General features: G+C 38.8%; 16 protein-coding genes and 1 pseudogene. 6 read left to right on the top strand and 11 right to left on the bottom strand.

The window, feature by feature from the left end; genetic code table 11:
- Nucleotides 1–5: 5 nt before the first annotated feature.
- Complete coding sequence (gene thrS / locus F985_RS05135) at nt 6–1,928, bottom strand: threonine--tRNA ligase (protein ID WP_004698590.1); 1,923 nt, start codon at nt 1,926–1,928, stop codon at nt 6–8.
- A 411-nt stretch (nt 1,929–2,339) separates the two neighbouring features.
- Between thrS and F985_RS05140 the strand changes: the two genes are divergently transcribed.
- Nucleotides 2,340–3,968, top strand: coding sequence for an acyl-CoA synthetase (locus F985_RS05140; protein WP_004698591.1), 1,629 nt, complete (start codon nt 2,340–2,342; stop codon nt 3,966–3,968).
- 55 nt (nt 3,969–4,023) lie between these two features.
- Here F985_RS05140 and yjgA read toward each other — a convergent pair whose 3' ends face one another.
- The 9 genes from yjgA to mazG form a co-directional block, all read right to left on the bottom strand.
- Nucleotides 4,024–4,560, bottom strand: a complete 537-nt coding sequence (gene yjgA / locus F985_RS05145; protein WP_004698595.1) for a ribosome biogenesis factor YjgA — start codon at nt 4,558–4,560, stop codon at nt 4,024–4,026.
- A 2-nt stretch (nt 4,561–4,562) separates the two neighbouring features.
- Complete coding sequence (locus F985_RS05150) at nt 4,563–4,832, bottom strand: HPr family phosphocarrier protein (RefSeq protein WP_025469051.1); 270 nt, start codon at nt 4,830–4,832, stop codon at nt 4,563–4,565.
- Nucleotides 4,829–5,680 carry an RNase adapter RapZ gene (rapZ, locus tag F985_RS05155; RefSeq protein ID WP_004698599.1) on the bottom strand — a complete coding sequence of 284 codons (852 nt, stop codon included), beginning with the start codon at nt 5,678–5,680 and terminating at the stop codon, nt 4,829–4,831. The genes F985_RS05150 and rapZ overlap by 4 nt, the downstream gene beginning before the upstream one ends.
- 22 nt (nt 5,681–5,702) lie before the next feature.
- On the bottom strand, nt 5,703–6,551 hold the full coding sequence (gene panC / locus F985_RS05160; RefSeq protein WP_004698600.1) for a pantoate--beta-alanine ligase: 849 nt from the start codon (nt 6,549–6,551) through the stop codon (nt 5,703–5,705).
- A 3-nt stretch (nt 6,552–6,554) separates the two neighbouring features.
- Nucleotides 6,555–7,364 carry a 3-methyl-2-oxobutanoate hydroxymethyltransferase gene (panB, locus tag F985_RS05165; RefSeq protein ID WP_004698602.1) on the bottom strand — a complete coding sequence of 270 codons (810 nt, stop codon included), beginning with the start codon at nt 7,362–7,364 and terminating at the stop codon, nt 6,555–6,557.
- Between the two features lie 43 nt (nt 7,365–7,407).
- The gene (folK, locus tag F985_RS05170; RefSeq protein WP_004698604.1) at nt 7,408–7,890 is read right to left on the bottom strand and encodes a 2-amino-4-hydroxy-6-hydroxymethyldihydropteridine diphosphokinase; all 483 of its coding nucleotides are present in this window, start codon (nt 7,888–7,890) and stop codon (nt 7,408–7,410) included.
- Nucleotides 7,887–9,350 carry a polynucleotide adenylyltransferase PcnB gene (gene pcnB, locus F985_RS05175; protein WP_004698606.1) on the bottom strand — a complete coding sequence of 488 codons (1,464 nt, stop codon included), beginning with the start codon at nt 9,348–9,350 and terminating at the stop codon, nt 7,887–7,889. The genes folK and pcnB overlap by 4 nt, the downstream gene beginning before the upstream one ends.
- A gap of 125 nt (nt 9,351–9,475) precedes the next feature.
- Nucleotides 9,476–9,886, bottom strand: a complete 411-nt coding sequence (locus tag F985_RS05180; RefSeq protein WP_004698609.1) for a ComEA family DNA-binding protein — start codon at nt 9,884–9,886, stop codon at nt 9,476–9,478.
- The gene (gene mazG, locus F985_RS05185; protein ID WP_004698610.1) at nt 9,855–10,661 is read right to left on the bottom strand and encodes a nucleoside triphosphate pyrophosphohydrolase; all 807 of its coding nucleotides are present in this window, start codon (nt 10,659–10,661) and stop codon (nt 9,855–9,857) included. Before mazG ends, F985_RS05180 begins: the two co-directional genes overlap by 32 nt.
- Nucleotides 10,662–10,773: 112 nt before the next feature.
- On the opposite strand from mazG, the gene F985_RS05190 reads away from it, so the two are divergent.
- From F985_RS05190 to F985_RS05210, 5 genes and pseudogenes are all read left to right on the top strand, one after another.
- Nucleotides 10,774–11,547: an SDR family oxidoreductase gene (locus F985_RS05190; RefSeq protein WP_004698612.1), complete on the top strand. Its 774-nt coding sequence runs from the start codon at nt 10,774–10,776 to the stop codon at nt 11,545–11,547.
- Between the two features lie 459 nt (nt 11,548–12,006).
- A pseudogene (locus F985_RS05195) lies at nt 12,007–13,301 on the top strand (COG3014 family protein).
- A gap of 19 nt (nt 13,302–13,320) precedes the next feature.
- Nucleotides 13,321–13,731, top strand: coding sequence for a YcfL family putative periplasmic lipoprotein (locus F985_RS05200; protein WP_004698617.1), 411 nt, complete (start codon nt 13,321–13,323; stop codon nt 13,729–13,731).
- 85 nt (nt 13,732–13,816) lie between these two features.
- Entirely contained in the window at nt 13,817–14,419 is a 603-nt protein-coding gene (lpoB, locus tag F985_RS05205; RefSeq protein WP_004698619.1) for a penicillin-binding protein activator LpoB, read from the top strand.
- Nucleotides 14,420–14,494: 75 nt separating this feature from the next.
- Nucleotides 14,495–15,496 carry a CsgG/HfaB family protein gene (locus tag F985_RS05210; protein WP_004698621.1) on the top strand — a complete coding sequence of 334 codons (1,002 nt, stop codon included), beginning with the start codon at nt 14,495–14,497 and terminating at the stop codon, nt 15,494–15,496.
- Between the two features lie 42 nt (nt 15,497–15,538).
- On the opposite strand, the gene F985_RS05215 is transcribed toward F985_RS05210, so the two are convergent.
- The gene (locus tag F985_RS05215) at nt 15,539–17,845 is read right to left on the bottom strand and encodes a RelA/SpoT family protein (protein WP_004698623.1); all 2,307 of its coding nucleotides are present in this window, start codon (nt 17,843–17,845) and stop codon (nt 15,539–15,541) included.
- Between the last annotated feature and the right edge of the window lie 25 nt (nt 17,846–17,870).

The following is a 17,870-nucleotide window of genomic DNA, read 5'->3' on the forward strand; positions in this document are numbered from 1 at the left end:
CTTTCTTACTCCACAATATACCGGCCACGTTCGGCGACGGCAGATTTCACTAAGTCAATGAAAGCATCCACTGACATAGTACCTAAATTTTTTCCTGAGCGAGTACGTACATTCACTGTACCTTCTTCAACTTCTCGATCACCAAGAACTAACAGGTAAGGAATGCGCTCTAGAGTACGCTCACGAATCTTAAATCCGATTTTTTCATTTCTCAAGTCAGAAATAGCGCGAAGGCCATTTTCCTTGAGTTTTGCCACAACTTGATCACTTGCTTCAGCTTGAGCGTCGGTAATGTTCATCACACATGCTTGTACAGGTGACAACCAAGGCGGCATAAAACCAGCGTAGTGTTCAATTAGTATACCAATAAAACGCTCAAAACTACCAAGAATTGCACGGTGCAACATTACAGGCTGATCACGTTCGTTTTCTTCAGTTACATAAGAAGCGTCTAAACGAACGGGCAAGTTGAAGTCACACTGAATGGTACCACATTGCCATACACGACCAAGACAGTCTTTTAAAGAGAACTCAATCTTTGGACCATAGAATGCACCTTCACCCGGCTGCAACTCCCATTTAAGACCAGCTTCATCTAAAGCATCTGCTAAAGATTTTTCAGCTAAATCCCAAAGTGCGTCGTCACCTACACGCTTTTCCGGACGAGTAGACAACTTCATTTGAACTTCTTCAAAGCCAAAGTCTTTATAAACATCTAAAGTGAGTTTAATAAAGTCTGCAACCTCTTTTCCGATCTGTTCTTTAGTACAGAAGATATGTGCATCATCTTGGGTAAAGCCACGAACACGCATAATACCGTGTAAAGAACCAGATGGTTCATTACGGTGACAAGAACCAAACTCAGCTAAACGAATTGGTAAATCACGGTAAGATTTCAAGCCTTGGTTGAACACTTGAACGTGACAAGGACAGTTCATTGGTTTTACAGCATAGTTACGACTTTCTGAATGAGTCGTAAACATATTTTCTGCATAGTTTGCTGCATGGCCAGATTTCTCCCAAAGCGTAAAGTCTACGATTTGTGGAGTTTTAATTTCTTGGTAACCATTGTCTTGCTGAACTTTACGCATGTACTGCTCTAGTACTTGATAAATAGTCCAACCATTTGCATGCCAGAACACCATACCCGGTGCTTCTTCTTGCATATGGAACAAGTCTAACGCTTTACCAATTTTACGATGGTCACGCTTTTCAGCTTCTTCAATACGCTTGATATAAGCTGCTAACTGTTTTTTATCAGCCCAAGCAGTACCATAAATACGTTGAAGCTGTTCATTCTTCGCATCACCACGCCAGTAAGCGCCAGAGATTTTTGTAAGTTTGAATGATTTTAAAAATTTAGTATTTGGTACGTGCGGACCACGACACATATCTAAATAATCTTGATGGTAGTACAAGCCCATTTGTGTTTCTTCAGGCATGTCTGCAATCAAGCGTAATTTATATTCTTCACCGCGTGCAGTAAATTCAGCAATGACTTCATCACGTGGTGTCATTTTTTTAACAACATCGTAATCTTGGTCGATGAGCTTTTTCATACGCTCTTCGATCGCTGCCATGTCATCTAATGTGAAAGGACGTGGCATCCAGATATCGTAATAAAAACCTTCTTCGATGACTGGACCAATCACCATTTTAGCTTCAGGGAAAAGCTGCTTTACAGCATGCCCTACAAGGTGTGCACAAGAATGGCGAATGATCTCAAGACCTTCTTCATCTTTTGGAGTGATAATTTGTAAGGTCGAGTCTTCGGTAATTAAGTCACATGCATCAACTAGGCGATCATTTACTCGTCCAGCAACGGTGTTTTTTGCTAAACCAGGCCCAATACTTTGAGCGACTTCCATAACAGATACAGGGTGATCAAAACTTTTTTGATCGCCATTTGGCAATGTGATAATTGGCATAAAAAAATCCTTAAGGAGTGATGCCCTATACGAAGGAGCATTTCACCGCGAGATTATGATCGAGGCGAACCTCAAAATATAAAAACGGTGTAAATCAAAATTAAAAACCAGAAAGATTTTACACTTGTTCACGCCAAGTGAAAACCTTTGTGCTCATAAAATCATAAATAGATGTTGGTTATACGGTAAACAGCAATAAGTGACTTTCGTAAGTGTTTCTCATAAATTTTAAGAAATACATAAATAGGATAATTATTCATCAGAACTGATTTAACATGATGGAAATAGCATTTGTGCTCATTTTCTGACTGAGGGGTATTTCTGTTTAAGACTAAAGCATTAATGCTTTGATTAATATTAAGTCATATTTTCAAAGAATGAATTAAAAAATAGAACATGGAGTTGTTTCACATGGTTAGTGCATACGATGAATTACCACGTACACAAGCAAACTTTGTTGCGTTATCCCCTTTGCGGTATTTAGAACGGGCAGCTTATATATATCCGGATCAGGTTTCGATTATTCATGGCAATCGCTATATTTCGTGGAAAGAAACTTATAAACGTTGTCGGCAATTTGCCTCTCAGCTTCAACAATTAGGTATTACTAAAAATGATACTGTTTCTGTATTATTGCCCAATATACCCGCAATGATCGAAGCGCATTTTGCTGTACCTATGGCTGGTGCTGTTCTTAATACATTAAATACTCGTTTAGATGCTAAAACCATCGCCTTTATGCTAGAGCATGCTGAAACTAAAGTACTTTTAGTTGACCCAGAGTTTGTTAATTTAGCCAGAGAAGCTCTCTCACTGATTCCTAACCAACGTATTATTGTGATTGATGTGGCTGATGAAGAATATGAGGGTGAAAATCAATTTCTTGGTTCATTTGAATATGAAGAATGGATTGCTCAAGGTGATGCCAATTTCGAATGGCATTTGCCGCAAGATGAGTGGGATGCGATTAGCTTAAATTACACCTCTGGGACAACAGGCAACCCTAAGGGCGTGGTTTATCACCACCGTGGGGCTTACTTAAATGCAGCGAGCAATATTCTAGCTTGTGGCATGAAACCTCGAGCCGTTTATTTATGGACGCTTCCTCTATTCCATTGTAATGGCTGGTGCTTTGCATGGAGTATTGCAGCCAGTGGTGGAACCAATATTTGTTTACGCAAAGTTGACCCTGAACTGGCTATGCAACTTATTGCAAGACATAAAGTTGATTATTTCTGCGGTGCTCCAATTGTGCTGTCCATGATTATTAACCTACCTAAAGAAAAACAGCCGAACTTAGAACATCATGTAGAAGTTATGGTTGCGGGAGCAGCTCCTCCTGTCGCTGTGATTGAAGGTATGCGAAATATTGGAATTAATGTAAACCACGTTTATGGTTTAACAGAAACTTATGGACCATCCGCGCTTTGTGCCTCTCAAGCAGGATGGAGCGATCTTTCTATTACAGAGCAAGCACAACTACATTCACGTCAGGGCGTGCCTTACCCACTTCAGGACAGTATGCGAGTGCTAGACCCTGAAACTATGCAACCTGTACCAAATGACGGTGAAACCATGGGAGAAATCATGTTCCGTGGCAATATTGTGATGAAGGGATATTTAAAAAATCCAAAAGCAACTGAAGAGGCATTTGCAGGTGGTTGGTTCCACACTGGAGATTTAGCAGTTTGTCATCCAGATGGTTATGCAAAAATTACGGATCGTTCCAAAGATATTATTATTTCCGGTGGAGAGAATATTTCATCTTTAGAAGTTGAGGATGTCTTATATAAGCATCCCGCAGTTTTAACAGCTGCTGTTGTGGCAAAACCCGATGAACGTTGGCAAGAAGTACCATGTGCATTTATTGAATTAAAAACAGGTGCTACAGCAACTCCTGAAGAAATTATTGCACACTGCCAAAAAGAGCTTGCTCGCTTTAAAGTTCCTAAGGATGTGGTCATTACCGAAATTCCAAAGACATCAACAGGCAAATTACAAAAATTTATCTTGCGTGAATGGGCAAAAGAGCGCGTTTAAATATTTTCAAATAAAAAAGCGACGTATTGAACGTCGCTTTTTTATTTGAAAGGTATTAGCCTTGATCTGACAATAAAGCAATTTGTTGCACGTAGTTAATAAACTTCTTTTTAGATGCTTCAAGATCTGCTTCTGCAACTTGCTGAGTTTTATCACGGTTAATTCTTAACACATGTTGACGCAAAGTATGACGCTCTGATGCATTATAAATTTTGCTAAACTCATTGATTGCAGGATCACCCTGTTCAATCATACGATCTACCCAACGCATAAGTTGAGCTTGCTTTTTCGCACCTTGTTGAGGTGTCAAATAAGACAAAATGACTGTCTCATCTTCATTACGCAAGAGTTTACCAACACGCTGAAACTGGCGACGGCGTGCTTCAAACGAACTAATATTCTGGACTTCTAAAAGAGCATCAATTAAACGCTCATCAACCGGAAGTTTTTGAATTTGTTTGATAGAAAGTTGTGCTAACTGCTCACCTAAAGCAGCCATACGTTGAACTGCTTTTTTCTGTTCGGTTTTACTTGCACGTCCTTCTAAAGAATCAAAATCTTCTTCAGTATAACGCTGGGGACGACGTGCCACGATTAATCTGCCTCATAAAATTTTGCGGCGAATAACGCCTGTACTTCGTTTAATGCCTGTCCTTCGTCAGCGCCATCAATGACCAAACGTAAAGTGGTCCCTTTACCTGCACCTAACATCAGTAACGACATAATATTCTTTGCATCTACCAAATGATCGCCCTTACCAATCTGAATTGACGAACGAAACTTCGTAGTGACCTCTATCAGTTTTCCTGATGCACGTGCATGTAAACCGAGTTTATTAATTACATCAACAGTTGTGTCTATCATGACCAGTGCTTCATTTCTCTGTGTAAGACCTGAACAGTCCATTCTGCCTCAAGTGCTTGTTTTAGTCTATCTACCATATAAACTGAACGATGCTGGCCGCCTGTGCAACCTATTGAAATCGTCATATAGTGACGATGCCCTTCAGCAAATGCCGGCAACCATTTTTTTAAGAAGTGGTGTATGTCCTCAAACATTTCATTTGCTTGCGGACTTGCTTCTAAAAACTGTCTTACTGGCTCATCTAAACCAGAAAAACGGCGTAATTCTAAATCCCAATGTGGATTTGGTAAATGCCGTACGTCAAAAACATAGTCAGCATCTAAAGGAATGCCATGTTTATAACCAAATGACTGCAATATAACAATCAGGTTATCCGACTGCCCTAATTTTGACAGCAAGATATGTTTTAAATCATGAACACTTTTATCTGTGGTATCAATATGAACAGTGGCACGGAACAGAATTGGAATCAGCAACTGCTTTTCTTCATGAATACACTGTAAAAGGCTTTTGAAACGGTTCGCCAGCGGATGCGGGCGACGTGAAGCACTAAATCGAGCAATTAAATCTTGATCTTGTGTTGTCAGATAAATCACATCAACCGTACCATGCTTTTGCAATTGCTCAAAAACATGATCGAACTCTTGCATATCTGCCCGTGTACTTCGGACATCTACACCTAAAGCGAGTTGTTCAAGATTATTTTCATGATCTAGCTTTGCCACAATTTCAGGCAGCAATGCCAAAGGTAAATTATCAATACAGTAATAGCCCAAATCTTCCAACACTTGAAGAGCTGAAGATTTTCCTGAACCAGACTGTCCTGTCACGATAAGTATACGCTTCATGGCATGGCTGTCCTTTTATGTATTATTGAGATGTAAAGGCAACTTGTAAATTATCAATTAAACGTGTCCCACCCAACTTAGCCGCAACAAACAACACAATATTACGATCAAATTGAGTAACAGGTAACAGATTTGACTGACGAGCTTCCACATAATCCACAACAAAACCATTGTCTGTCAACAACGTTTTTAAATCTGCCAAGACTTGTTGCAAATCCTTACCTTGATGCAATTGTTCTTCAGCTTGCTTTAGACCTTGATAGATGACTGGTGCCGTTTGACGCTGTTCAGGCGTCAAATAACCATTACGCGAACTCAATGCCAGACCATCTGCGGCACGAACAATAGGCACACCAATAACTTCTAACGGAATGTTTAAGTCTTGAACAAACTGGCGAATTACAGCTAACTGTTGATAATCTTTTTGACCAAAGAAAGCATAGTTTGGCTGCACAATATTAAAGAGTTTTGTGACAACCAGCGCTACACCATCAAAATGTCCTGGGCGTGAACTACCACACAAGTCATCCGTAATTTGACTAACACTAATGTTAGTTAAACGAGGCTGTGTACCGTACATTTGCTCGACTGAAGGTGCGAAAACGATGTCACAGCCAACATCTGCAAGTAGACGGCTATCTTGCTCCAAAGTACGTGGATAGTTATCAAAATCTTCACCCGGACCAAATTGGGTCGGATTCACAAAGATACTTACAACCACAACATCACATAACTTCTTTGCTTCACGAACAAGTGTGAGATGGCCTTCATGTAGATTTCCCATAGTTGGGACAAAACCAATGATTTTACGTGCAGCTCTAGCAGGATTTAAAGAAGCAGCTAAGCCTTGTATAGTGGTTTCTGTTTTCATGAATTACAGCTCAACATTGAAAGTATGTTCTTTGGCAGGGAACGACTGATCTTGTACAGCAGCATGAAAAGATTTAAAAGCATCTAAAATAGCTGTTTCACCAGACTGTTCTTTCATGAAGTTACGCACAAAACGTGCAACCTTACCAAACGTCAAACCTAACATGTCCTGTACAACCAATACCTGACCGTCAGTCGCATTACCTGCCCCAATACCAATCACTGGAGTATTTGGGAACAGCTCAGCAATTTCTTGGCCTAGTTGCGCAGGAACACATTCAAGCAATAGTACCGCTGCTCCAGCTTCAACCACAGCCGTACAGTCAGCAATCAGTTGATCCGCAGCTTCACGTGTTCTAGCTTGTAACTTATAACCACCAAACACATGCACAGATTGAGGTGTTAAACCTAAATGAACGCATACAGGTACACCATTACGCGTTAACACTTGTACCGTTTCACTTAGCCATGCACCGCCTTCGATTTTGATCATCTGGGCACCAGCTTGCATAACTGTTTTCGCATTCTGCAAAGCATCGTTTAAAGTGGCATAACTCATAAATGGTAAATCAGTCATAATCAATGCATGCTGGTTACCACGGCGCACCGCCGCCGTATGATAAGCCATGTCTTCAACAGTTACAGGTAACGTTGAATCACGACCTTGAATTGCCATTCCAAGAGAATCACCAATTAAGATAGTATCAATTTCAGCAAGTTCCATTGCTTTTGCCATACTTGCATCGTAACAAGTTAGACAAGAGAACTTACGTCCTTCGGCTTTAAATTTTCTTAAGTCACTAAGACTAATCATGATGGTATCCTCTACAGGAGTTTGCAGAACGTATAAGTCAGGCTTAAGCCCAAGACTCATCAGCAAGTACAGTCAGCGTCGGCTGCTGTAAGAGTTCTAAATTTTTAAGTGGCTGATCATTAATATGTAAATCAGCATCTAAATCTAATAAAGGAATCACAACAAAATCTCTTTGCAGTATTCCTACATGCGGCACAGTTAAGCGCTCATTTTGTATTTTTTCATTGCCATAAATCAGTAGATCAAGATCTAAAGTTCGCTCACCCCAATGACGTAGTCTCACACGCCCAGCTTCCTGTTCAAAGCGCTGGAGCTGGTCAAGTAAGTCAAGCGGAAGTAACTCGGTTTTTAGCTGAGCGACTGCATTTAGATAGTTAGGTTGATCTTGAGGACCCATGGGTGGGCTTTGATACAGTTTGGAGACCTTCACTTCACCAATAGATTTAAGCTTAGCTATTGCTTCAGACAAAATCTGGCGTGAGTCACCTAGGTTACTTCCTAAGCCAATATACGTGGTTACTGTCATTGTGTAGGTCCAAAAATAACTTGGCTCAAATCACGTTGTACCCGCTTGCGCTTTAAAATTGGGTGATCACTCGTCATGTTAGCTTGTGATGCAGAAGATTTTTCCATAAAGCGATCAACAGACTGCTCTTGTCGTGAGCGTTCTTTCTTACCACGACGGCTTCGAGGTTCTGGAACGTCTACCAAAGGCTCAATTTCTACATCAACTCTATTGCTTTCAATCGGTTCAGCAGCAACCTTACGACGACTTTTCGCTTTTTGACGATTATATTGGCTAATCGCAGCTTCTTTTTCGTCATTTGACATTTCTTGGTAAGCATCCCACCAACTCCCCATTCCTTGCGTTGTGTCATCACCTGACTTTTCACGAAGTAATAAGAAGTCAAAACCTGCACGGAAACGTGCATGGCTTGCCAATGCTTCAATTTGCTGTGGCTTTGGATTAAGCAATCGTGTTTGCATTTCCCAAACTTCACGAATAAAAGTTTCAGCAAAACGAGGAATGACTGTACGTGTGGCTTGACGTTTTAAAACATCTAAACCAGCCTGCGCACGAGTTTCTGCTGGAACCACACCTTTTGTTAAATAAAAATCACAGCGTTCTAAAAATGGCTGCCACAATAAAACCGCATAGAAAAATGCTGGATTAATGGTTTTACCAATTTGAATACGTTGATCTGTATTTTTTGCAGCGCGTTGAATAAATGGCGTCAGATCTGGACGAATATCAGCAAAAAGCTGCTTCCACACGCCAAATTCAATTAGCATTGGTAATACACGTGCCAAATGACCCATTGTGAAAAGCTTCTGAGACTCATCGTATAAACGGTGCGGAGAAACATCACGAAGTAACTGTGTCATCTCAACATCAAAAATATCGAGAATATTTGAGTCAATCTTGAAATTTAGCTTCGCTGCAAAACGTAATGTCCGTAGCATACGCACCGGATCTTCTTCAAAACGTTGTGCAGGATCACCCAATAAACGTAAAGTCTTATTTTTGACATCATCAATTGCTTTACAAAAATCGAGCACAATACCCTTACGTGGTTGGTAGTAAAGCGTATTGATAGAAAAATCGCGTCGAGCAAAGTCCTGCTCTATTGTTCCCCAGTTATTGTCACGCAAAATCATGCCAGAAGCGTTGGTGACTGCTTTTTTAGGAGGGGCACGGAAAGTCGCAACTTCAATTAGCTCACGCCCTGAATAGACATGTGCCAATTCAAATCGACGGCCAATAATTCGGCATCGACGACCAAAAACCTCTTTAATTTGAGAAGGTGTTGCATTGGTGACTGCATCGAAATCTTTAGGATTGAGTCCTAGCATTAAATCACGGACACCACCCCCAACAATATAAGCCTCATAGCCTGCTTTGTTCAGACTATCGATCACATCTAAAATCGAAGAAGGAAGTTGGGCTGTGGACAAACCACATTTTGACGCTCGCAAGGTTTGCAAAAGACGCTGTCTCCTACGTCAGGACGTAAATAACAAGTTGTCGCTAATCATAGCTCTAACACACACAAAGGGCAATTTGATTCTCTTTAGATTGCGCAGGAAATGATAATTGACGAACAGAACTTTTATAAGGCTAAACGCGATTTATTTTTTTCAAAAATAGCAGGCCCGATTCCTTTGACATTTTTAATTTCGTCAATATTTTTAAAACTTCCGTTCTTCTGTCTATATTCTACAATCGCTTGCGCCTTTTTCTCACCTACGCCTTTTAACTGCTGAAACTCATTTACAGTGGCCTGATTCAAGTGAATTTGCCCTGTAGAATCATTAGAACTCTTAGTATAAGAATTTTTAGAACCATAAGAATGAGAAGGCTTAGAGATGTTTAACTTTTGGTCATACATCTGCTGTTTAGCCTTCCATTCCTGAAAGTTTTGATCAAAAGATTGAGCAAAAACCGAAGGTGAAATTACCCCTAAGCACAACATCATTAAAATAAAACAATTATTTTTCCAAATTCTCATGCTGTATCGCATGTCGTTTTTCCCCTGAATGTAATTGTCGTTTTGCTTGGTTCCACAATTCATCCATCTCGGACAAAGTCATGTCTTCTAATGTTCTTTGGTGTTTTATGGCTTGCTCTTCAATAAAAGCAAAACGACTTCTAAATTTATGTATGGTTGATAAAAGTGAAGTTTCACTTGAAATGTTAAGTTTACGTCCTACATTGACTAATGAAAACAGACAATCTCCAAATTCGTCTTGAATTTCATTAATATTTTGACTTTTAAGCGCCTCTTTGAACTCACCCAATTCTTCTTCTAGTTTTGCATAAGCATCTTCTACTGTTTCAAAGTCAAAACCGACTTTTGCGACATTTTTTTGAATTTCCTGTGCTTGAGACAGTGCAGGACCATGTTTAATTTCATCTAATCTTGATTGCGGCTTGCCTTGCTTTTCTTGTTGTTTAATTTGTTTCCATAGCTCACTGACTTGTTCGGGTGTTAAGTTATTAAATTGATCAGCTTGAAACACATGTGGATGACGTCTTATTAATTTTTCACTAATTGCCTTAACTACATCTTGAAAATTGAACGCCCCTTGCTCACTAAACATTTGTGATTGAAATACAACTTGTAGTAGCAAATCACCCAACTCATTTCGAATCTCATCAATATCGCCCTGACGAATGGCAGCTTCGACTTCATATGCTTCTTCAATCGCATATTTAGTTAGTGACATTGGGGTTTGTTTTTGATCCCACGGACATTTTTCACGTAGCTCTTGCATAATTTTAAGCAATTTATCCATGGTAACCCTCAAGTTTAAAAAGTCGGTCAGTAAATTTACAATTCTAATTTGCTAGGATCAAAATTAAAGCGGCAAATCATTCGTCATATTGTAACGATAAAGAGAAAAAAAGATGAAACATAGCATTCTGATTAGTGGCGCAGCTCAAGGTATTAGAGCAGAAATTGCACGAGTATTTTATAAACAAGGATATAAAGTAGGCATTTATGATATTAACGAATCACTTGCTCAAAGCTTAGCAACAGAGTTAGGTCCCAATGCATGCGCTGGCTATTTAGATGTTAGTGATTACAGCCAGTGGCAACTTATATTAAAAGAATTTACCGACTGGGCTGGCGAGCTTAATATTTTGGTGAATAACGCAGGAATTTTATATTCTGGGGCCTTTGAACACATCGATATCAATTCACACCAAAGAACAATCAATATTAATGTAAACGGTGTAATTAACGGTTGCCATGCTGCACTGCCCTATTTAAAGCAAGCTTCTTTTGCACGAGTTATTAATCTTTCTTCGGCTTCTGCAATTTACGGACAAGCTGACCTTATTTCTTATTCCGCCAGTAAGTTTGCAGTTCGAGGAATTACCGAAGGTTTAGATGTGGAATGGAAAAAATATGGTATTCGTGTTTTAGATGTGATGCCTTTATTTGTACAAACTGCGATGGTCAATAATATGGACGCGGGTAGTATTCAAAATATGGGCGTTGACTTAACTCCAAATGATATTGCTCAGCAAGTCCTTTCACTTGTCGAAAAAAAAGCTCATTTCTGGACACCTACGCACACTCCTGTTGGTATAAAAACCAAATTGCTTTATCAACTCTCAACGATAAGCCCACAGTTTTTAAATCGGTTAACTAATATTTATTTATCGAGAAAGTAGCTTATAAAAAAGGCCGTCAATTGACGGCCTTTTTTATAGATTATTTATTTAGATAAATTGTATTAATTAGAAAAACCTTCCAATGTTTAAAAAGCAGACTAATTAAAAGTAACAATTTCATTAAATTAACACCTATTCTACTTTATGAAATTATTTAAAATTATGATGCATAAAAAATAGACTTTCATTTTCTTTGATTTACATAAAATTATTTTAATTAGTTTGTTTTACAAACAAATAAATCATTAAAAAATATTTTTAAAATAGAACTCAAAGCTATATTCCATAAGACTTTATAAATAATTTCATTAGAAAAATAAAGATTTAATAATAAAAAAAATGATTGAAATGGTTAGTTTATAAAATTATATTGCGTTTATTTTTGTAAACTTATAGGTGTTTTTTGTGAAAATTATTCCCGAAAAAGGACATTTTAAACTCCATAAAACACTTCTTAATATTTTTTTACTCACTCCCCTTGCTTCAATCACACACGCTGGCTTTTTTGATGACTACAACCAAACCGCACAGAATTTTCGTGCAAATGTCACACAACCAATTACAGAAGAAACGCTCAAATTCTTAGATAAAAAAGCGAAAGGAAGTGATGCTGCACTTTACTTACTTGAAAAAGCCCGATTACAACAGACAAACCATCAATATGAAGAAAGTGAAAAATCTTTTGAAGCTGCATTTGTCTTATTAGAACAGCGCAATAATAAAGCGAAAATAAGCGCCTCTGAACTTGGATTCAAAGCTCTTTCAATTGTGAGCAATGACAGTGTGATTCCTTATAAAATTCCAGAGTATGAACAAGTACTAGCACATGTCTATCAGGCAATAAATTTTATAGCACTGAATAATACCGAGAGTGCAGGAGTTGAAATGCGTATTGCTCAACGTATTCAACGAGAAATTGAACTTGCCCATACCAAAGAAACAGAAAAAGCTAAACAGAAAGCTGGAATAGATACTTCCGAGAGTCTAGATGAAGCTTTCGCTGGATTAGATACAATTGCTGGGAAAATTAAAAACACCTATCAAAATGCTTACGCCTTTTATATGGCTGCGACACTTTGGGAAGCTTTGGGAGAAGAAAATGATGCTCTCGTCGATTTCAAAAAAGCTTATGAATTACAACCCAATGAATTTATTAAAAATGATGTTAAACGTTTAGATTCAGCTTCTAATAAAAAATCTGGACAGTATCCCGTTGTTATTTTTCTAGAACAGGGTTTAGTACCGCAAAAAATCTCGAATACTCTTGCTCTCCCAACTCCAGATGGTTTGGTCAATATTTCTTTTGCTAGTTACAACCCCTCTACTTATAGCAGTCCAGCAAGTCTTCAGGTTCTAGTAAATGGTAGATCTGTGACGAATACATCGACATTAACAGATATAGGTGCTTTAGCAGTAAAAACGCTAAAAGAAAACGTAGCAGCCAATATGGCTACGCAGATTACACGCACGACAGCAAAATATATGGTTCAAAAAGAACTCGGAAATCGTCTCGGCGCTATCGGTCAAATTGCTGGAAATATTTACAACACTGCTTCAGAAAAAGCCGATGTACGTGCGTGGAATACATTACCAGGTAATGCTCAATTTGCTCGCCTACACATACTATCCAGCTTAAAAATGCTTATACGGTTCAAGAAGTCAGCATTGATGTTAAACCAAATCAAACCGTCTTTATTCATGGCATTGATGCAAATCAAGAAATTTTAACAGATAGTTTTTCAATTACTCATTAATTATTAAAGGATTCTCAAAATGAAAAAGACCATAATTTGTTTGAGTCTATTCACAATTACATCTGTACTTTTTACAGGTTGTACAGCTCCTAATGCTATGCAAACAAAAACTGACCCTACTACAGGTAATAGTGCGGTACGCACCCAAACTAATAATCCTATTTTAGCTACGCGTATTGGCGTTAGTCGAGTCAACATGACGACTCTAGGTGACATTAAACGAGCATCTCTTGCCCTAAAAAATGGTTGGTTCTATGCGCAAAGTTTCCAATACAAAATTGTATGGTTTGATGCAGAAGGAACGGAGATCAATCCAGAAGGTGCTATTTGGAAACCTATTTCATTACAAGGTCGCGAAGTTAAGACAGTCCAATCGGTTGCCCCTAATCCTGGTGCAGTTGATGTTTTGATTTATATGAAAAAAGACTAACCCCCATGGGAAATTAAACTTTTATCCTTAATTTCCCTGCACAAAATTCACAATATTGTTTGAAATATAGAGACAGGATATTTAAATGAAATTTAAATCACTACTACTGATTACGACCATCAGCAGTGCTGCACTTTTTTCAGGCTGTGCTTCACAAAGTGTTAGTTATGGCGATGCACAATCTGTTGAAACGTTAACCAAAGATTTTGGTTCTACAGACTTACAGCAAATTTCCACAAAAATGGTGGATGACATGCTGGCTTTCCCAACAATTATTGATATGACTAAAAATCGTCGTCCAGTTTTATTCGTTGATAAGATCAAGAATAAATCCCAAGAACATATCGATACTGAATCTATCACCGATACCATTCAAAACCGTTTAATTAATTCTGGCAAATTCCGTTTTGTAGATATGACTTCTGTAGGTGCTGTTGCAGATCAAATGGCTTATCAACAACGTAGTGGAATGGTAGATAAACGCACAGCTGTACAAGCTGGCTCACAGATTGGTGCTGAATATATGCTAAATGGTAATTTATCTAGCATTGTAAAAAATTCAGGTGGAAAAAGTGATGTTTACTACAAATTTACTTTAAAACTACTGAATTTAAAAACAGGTATTGTGGAGTGGACCAGTGAAAAAGAAATCCGTAAATCTGCAAAGAAATCAACTTTCGGCTTATAAGCATTTCTAGTTAATTACTTTCTAGCATGGCACTTTTTTACCTGTTGCCATGCTATATGAATAAAAAGAGCCTTTATGAGAACAATATTTTGTGCAGTTCTATTAAGTGTAACTGCAACCTCAAGTTTTGCTGCTTTACAAGAAGTTATGAAAGAAGCTTCTGGTAGTGGACCAACACAACAACAAGCTATTGCAGAAGCTTTACTCACCGCAGCCCAATCTGTAAATGGAACCAAAGTCAGCCCACAAGTAGGAATGGCCGAAGAAGTTAATATGGTCATGACAAATCAGCATTGGTCATATCAAGGTAAAAGCTCACCTGTTTTTAGTGTTCAAACAGAATCATCTGGTGCTATCAATCGCTTTCAAGTTCTCAGCGTTTCAGGTTCAGGTAAAAACTACAAAGCTCGGGTTCGAGCTTATATTGCTAAATATCAATCAAGTGTAGCTGATCAACATTTACGTAGAATTGCTGTTTTTCCATTTCAAGTTGTTGAGTCAAAATTTAACTTAGCTTCAGAGGAAAATCCATATGAGTTCGTGCAAGAAGTAGCGGACCTCATTGGCACACAAATGGTAAATTCAAAACAGCTCAGCTTAGTGAGTCGGGACTATGTTGATGAAATGGCAACAGAAAATGCATTCCTTGCATGGGATGGTGCTCCAGCAGAAATGGCAAGATTAGCCCAAAAAGTAGGTGCGGACTATATCCTTGTAGGTAGAATTAATGAGGCTCGTACTGTACAAGGTCAATCTTTCTACGGTGCAGTTTCCGCTGAACGAGATGCGATCAAACTCAATTGGCGTGTAATCGAAGTAAATACAGGTAAAATTGCAGCAGCTGGTTCTATCAAGCAACCACTTCAAACAAATATCGGTAATTTAGTTACCCAAGACACTCTTCCATCTAGTGCAGAAATTTTTGCAGATCAAGTGGTTAATGATGTATTACGTGGTTTATCTTTAAGACCGAACTTTTCTCAGAATCCAGATAGTTTTGATAATCAAGTAAATTCTTCTCCTTTATCAGATGCTGATCTTCCCGCTGGTTCTAGCGAAAAACCAATTCATTGGTAAATAAAAAAGGCCGTCAATTGACGGCCTTTTTACTTAGTTTATTTAAACACCTTGAATCATGCGTCGTGCGCTGATAATCCCTGGTTGCTGCTCTAAACGGGCCAACAACCGTGAAAGCTGAGCCAAACCTTTCACCTCAATGAGCAACTTCATATTGGCAATACCATCAGCCTCAGAAATTGTATTCACCTGACGGATATTAATTTGGTCAGAGAAAATCACTTGAGTTAAGTCTTTGAGTAAGCCACGACGATCATAAGCTTCAACTACAATTTGAACACTTTGACCACGAGTTGGCTGCATTTCCCAATCAGCTTCAACAGCACGTTCTGGCTCTTGCTTGATCATACGCTGATAATCAGAACACAAGACTTTGTGAATACTTACGCCACGGTTCAATGTGATATAGCCAGCAATTGATTCACCATGGACTGGTTGGCAACACTGTGCAATATGTAGCTCTACGTTGTCTAAACCATCAATCAAAATACCATGTGCAGACAAAGTATGGCTGGCACGTGGGTTTAATGTTGGCTTAAGTACCAGTTCTGGCTCATCCTGATCAAGATGCATTTGACGATTAATCTGGTTAATCAAGGCATGTAGGCTTATATCACCGCTAACCAGATTAACCAAAATATCATCGCCTGTTTTCACATTAAAATGTGATGAATAGTCGTTGAGATCGATACTCTTCGGGTGAATCGCCAATCGAGACAATTCTTTGTTCAGTAACTCACGACCAACTTCAAGGTTCTTGCTACGATCTTGCTGTCTAAACCAGTGACGTAGCTTGTCACGTGCACGAGATGTCTTGATATAACCTAGAGAATTCACCAACCAATCACGGTTTGGTTCACGGTCTTTCTTGGTTAAAATCTCAACCTGCTCACCTGTTTTTAGCGTATAGGTTAATGGCACGTAGCGCTGGTTAACACGCGCTGCATAACATTTATTCCCTACTTCTGTATGTACATGATAAGCAAAGTCTAAAACAGTCGAACCACGTGGTAATTCTTTAATATCACCATCACGACTGAAAACATAAATCTTTTCAAACCCTTCAAAGTCTTGAAGCTGATCAAAGCCTTCTGTCTCGTCTTCGTTTTGATGTACAGTGGTTTCATTACGTTCTTGGTAATGTTCCAAAACAGCACGAAGCGAATGTAAACGATGGTTAAAAGAATGGTCGGTATTCTTTGAGCCTTCTTTATAGTTAAAGTGCGAACACACGCCTAATTCTGCTTCATCATGCATCTCATGAGTACGGATTTGTACTTCTAAAGATTTATTTTCAGCAATTACAGCAGTATGTAATGAGCGATAACCATTTGCTTTCGGGTTGGTAATATAGTCATCAAACTGGTGTGGAATATGACGCCAAATTTGATGAACAATACCTAATGAGTGATAACACTCAGGTACGCTATTGACCAACACACGTAAGGCACGAATATCATAAAGCTGATCGAAACTCAGGTTTTTACTTTTCATTTTTCGATAAATCGAATAAATGTGCTTTGCTCGACCTGTAATTTCAGCTTCAATACCGTAAGACGCTAACTCATTTTTTAAGCGATCAATCACGAACTGAATATAATGTTCACGTTCTAAACGCTTTTCATTGAGTAAAGAAGCAATCTCTTTATAACGGTCTGGTGCCAAATAGCGGAAAGCTAAATCTTCGAGTTCCCACTTAAGCTGTGCAATACCTAAACGGTGCGCTAATGGAGAATAAATAGTTAGAATTTCACGTGCGACACGCTCTTGACGCTCACGTGATGAGTTTGCAAGCTCTCGTAAAGAATAAGTACGCTCGGCTAACTTAATTAAAACAACACGAACATCTTCAGTCACAGAAATCAGCATTTTATAAATGCCGCTTAAATGTTCCCGCTGGTTATTATTAAAATGGTCTTCTAATCGTTTATTTTTTTCAATGAGCTCTGAAAGCTTACCCATTGCCAAAGTGCCTTTGACAAGGTTATAGACTTGCTCACCAAATTTGCGCCTCACTTCTTCTATATCAGTAATGTCCTCACGAACACTACGATAAAGCATCGCAGCAGATAAAGTATCTTCATCTACATGTAAATGCGCCAGAATATCAGCCATTCCAACACCAGTAGCAAATGTATTGGAACGATGATTAACCGTTGAATCTAACTCTTTTTGCAGGGTTAAATGCGCAACCTCTTCGAGTTGTTTAAGCTCTGCCCCATCTAATATTTCACGAACCCGATCCAACCATGAGGCTAAACCGACTTGTGTTTCGGCGGCATGCTCTACAGTCGTTTCCTCTGACAACTCAGTTAGTTGTTCAGGTAACTGTTCACGTACTGTGACCATACCATTCTCCTAGATATGTAACTCA

The organism is Acinetobacter seifertii (genome assembly GCF_000368065.1).
Lineage (GTDB): Bacteria > Pseudomonadota > Gammaproteobacteria > Pseudomonadales > Moraxellaceae > Acinetobacter > Acinetobacter seifertii.

Bases quoted from the DNA above. Each gene is read 5' to 3' on its own strand.
- thrS (WP_004698590.1), bottom strand. From the start codon at position 1,928: ATGCCAATTATCACATTGCCAAATGGCGATCAAAAAAGTTTTGATCAC.
- F985_RS05140 (WP_004698591.1), top strand. From the start codon at position 2,340: ATGGTTAGTGCATACGATGAATTACCACGTACACAAGCAAACTTTGTT.
- F985_RS05150 (WP_025469051.1), bottom strand. From the start codon at position 4,832: ATGATAGACACAACTGTTGATGTAATTAATAAACTCGGTTTACATGCA.
- rapZ (WP_004698599.1), bottom strand. From the start codon at position 5,680: ATGAAGCGTATACTTATCGTGACAGGACAGTCTGGTTCAGGAAAATCT.
- panC (WP_004698600.1), bottom strand. From the start codon at position 6,551: ATGAAAACAGAAACCACTATACAAGGCTTAGCTGCTTCTTTAAATCCT.
- panB (WP_004698602.1), bottom strand. From the start codon at position 7,364: ATGATTAGTCTTAGTGACTTAAGAAAATTTAAAGCCGAAGGACGTAAG.
- folK (WP_004698604.1), bottom strand. From the start codon at position 7,890: ATGACAGTAACCACGTATATTGGCTTAGGAAGTAACCTAGGTGACTCA.
- F985_RS05180 (WP_004698609.1), bottom strand. From the start codon at position 9,886: ATGCGATACAGCATGAGAATTTGGAAAAATAATTGTTTTATTTTAATG.
- mazG (WP_004698610.1), bottom strand. From the start codon at position 10,661: ATGGATAAATTGCTTAAAATTATGCAAGAGCTACGTGAAAAATGTCCG.
- F985_RS05190 (WP_004698612.1), top strand. From the start codon at position 10,774: ATGAAACATAGCATTCTGATTAGTGGCGCAGCTCAAGGTATTAGAGCA.
- F985_RS05200 (WP_004698617.1), top strand. From the start codon at position 13,321: ATGAAAAAGACCATAATTTGTTTGAGTCTATTCACAATTACATCTGTA.
- lpoB (WP_004698619.1), top strand. From the start codon at position 13,817: ATGAAATTTAAATCACTACTACTGATTACGACCATCAGCAGTGCTGCA.
- F985_RS05210 (WP_004698621.1), top strand. From the start codon at position 14,495: ATGAGAACAATATTTTGTGCAGTTCTATTAAGTGTAACTGCAACCTCA.
- F985_RS05215 (WP_004698623.1), bottom strand. From the start codon at position 17,845: ATGGTCACAGTACGTGAACAGTTACCTGAACAACTAACTGAGTTGTCA.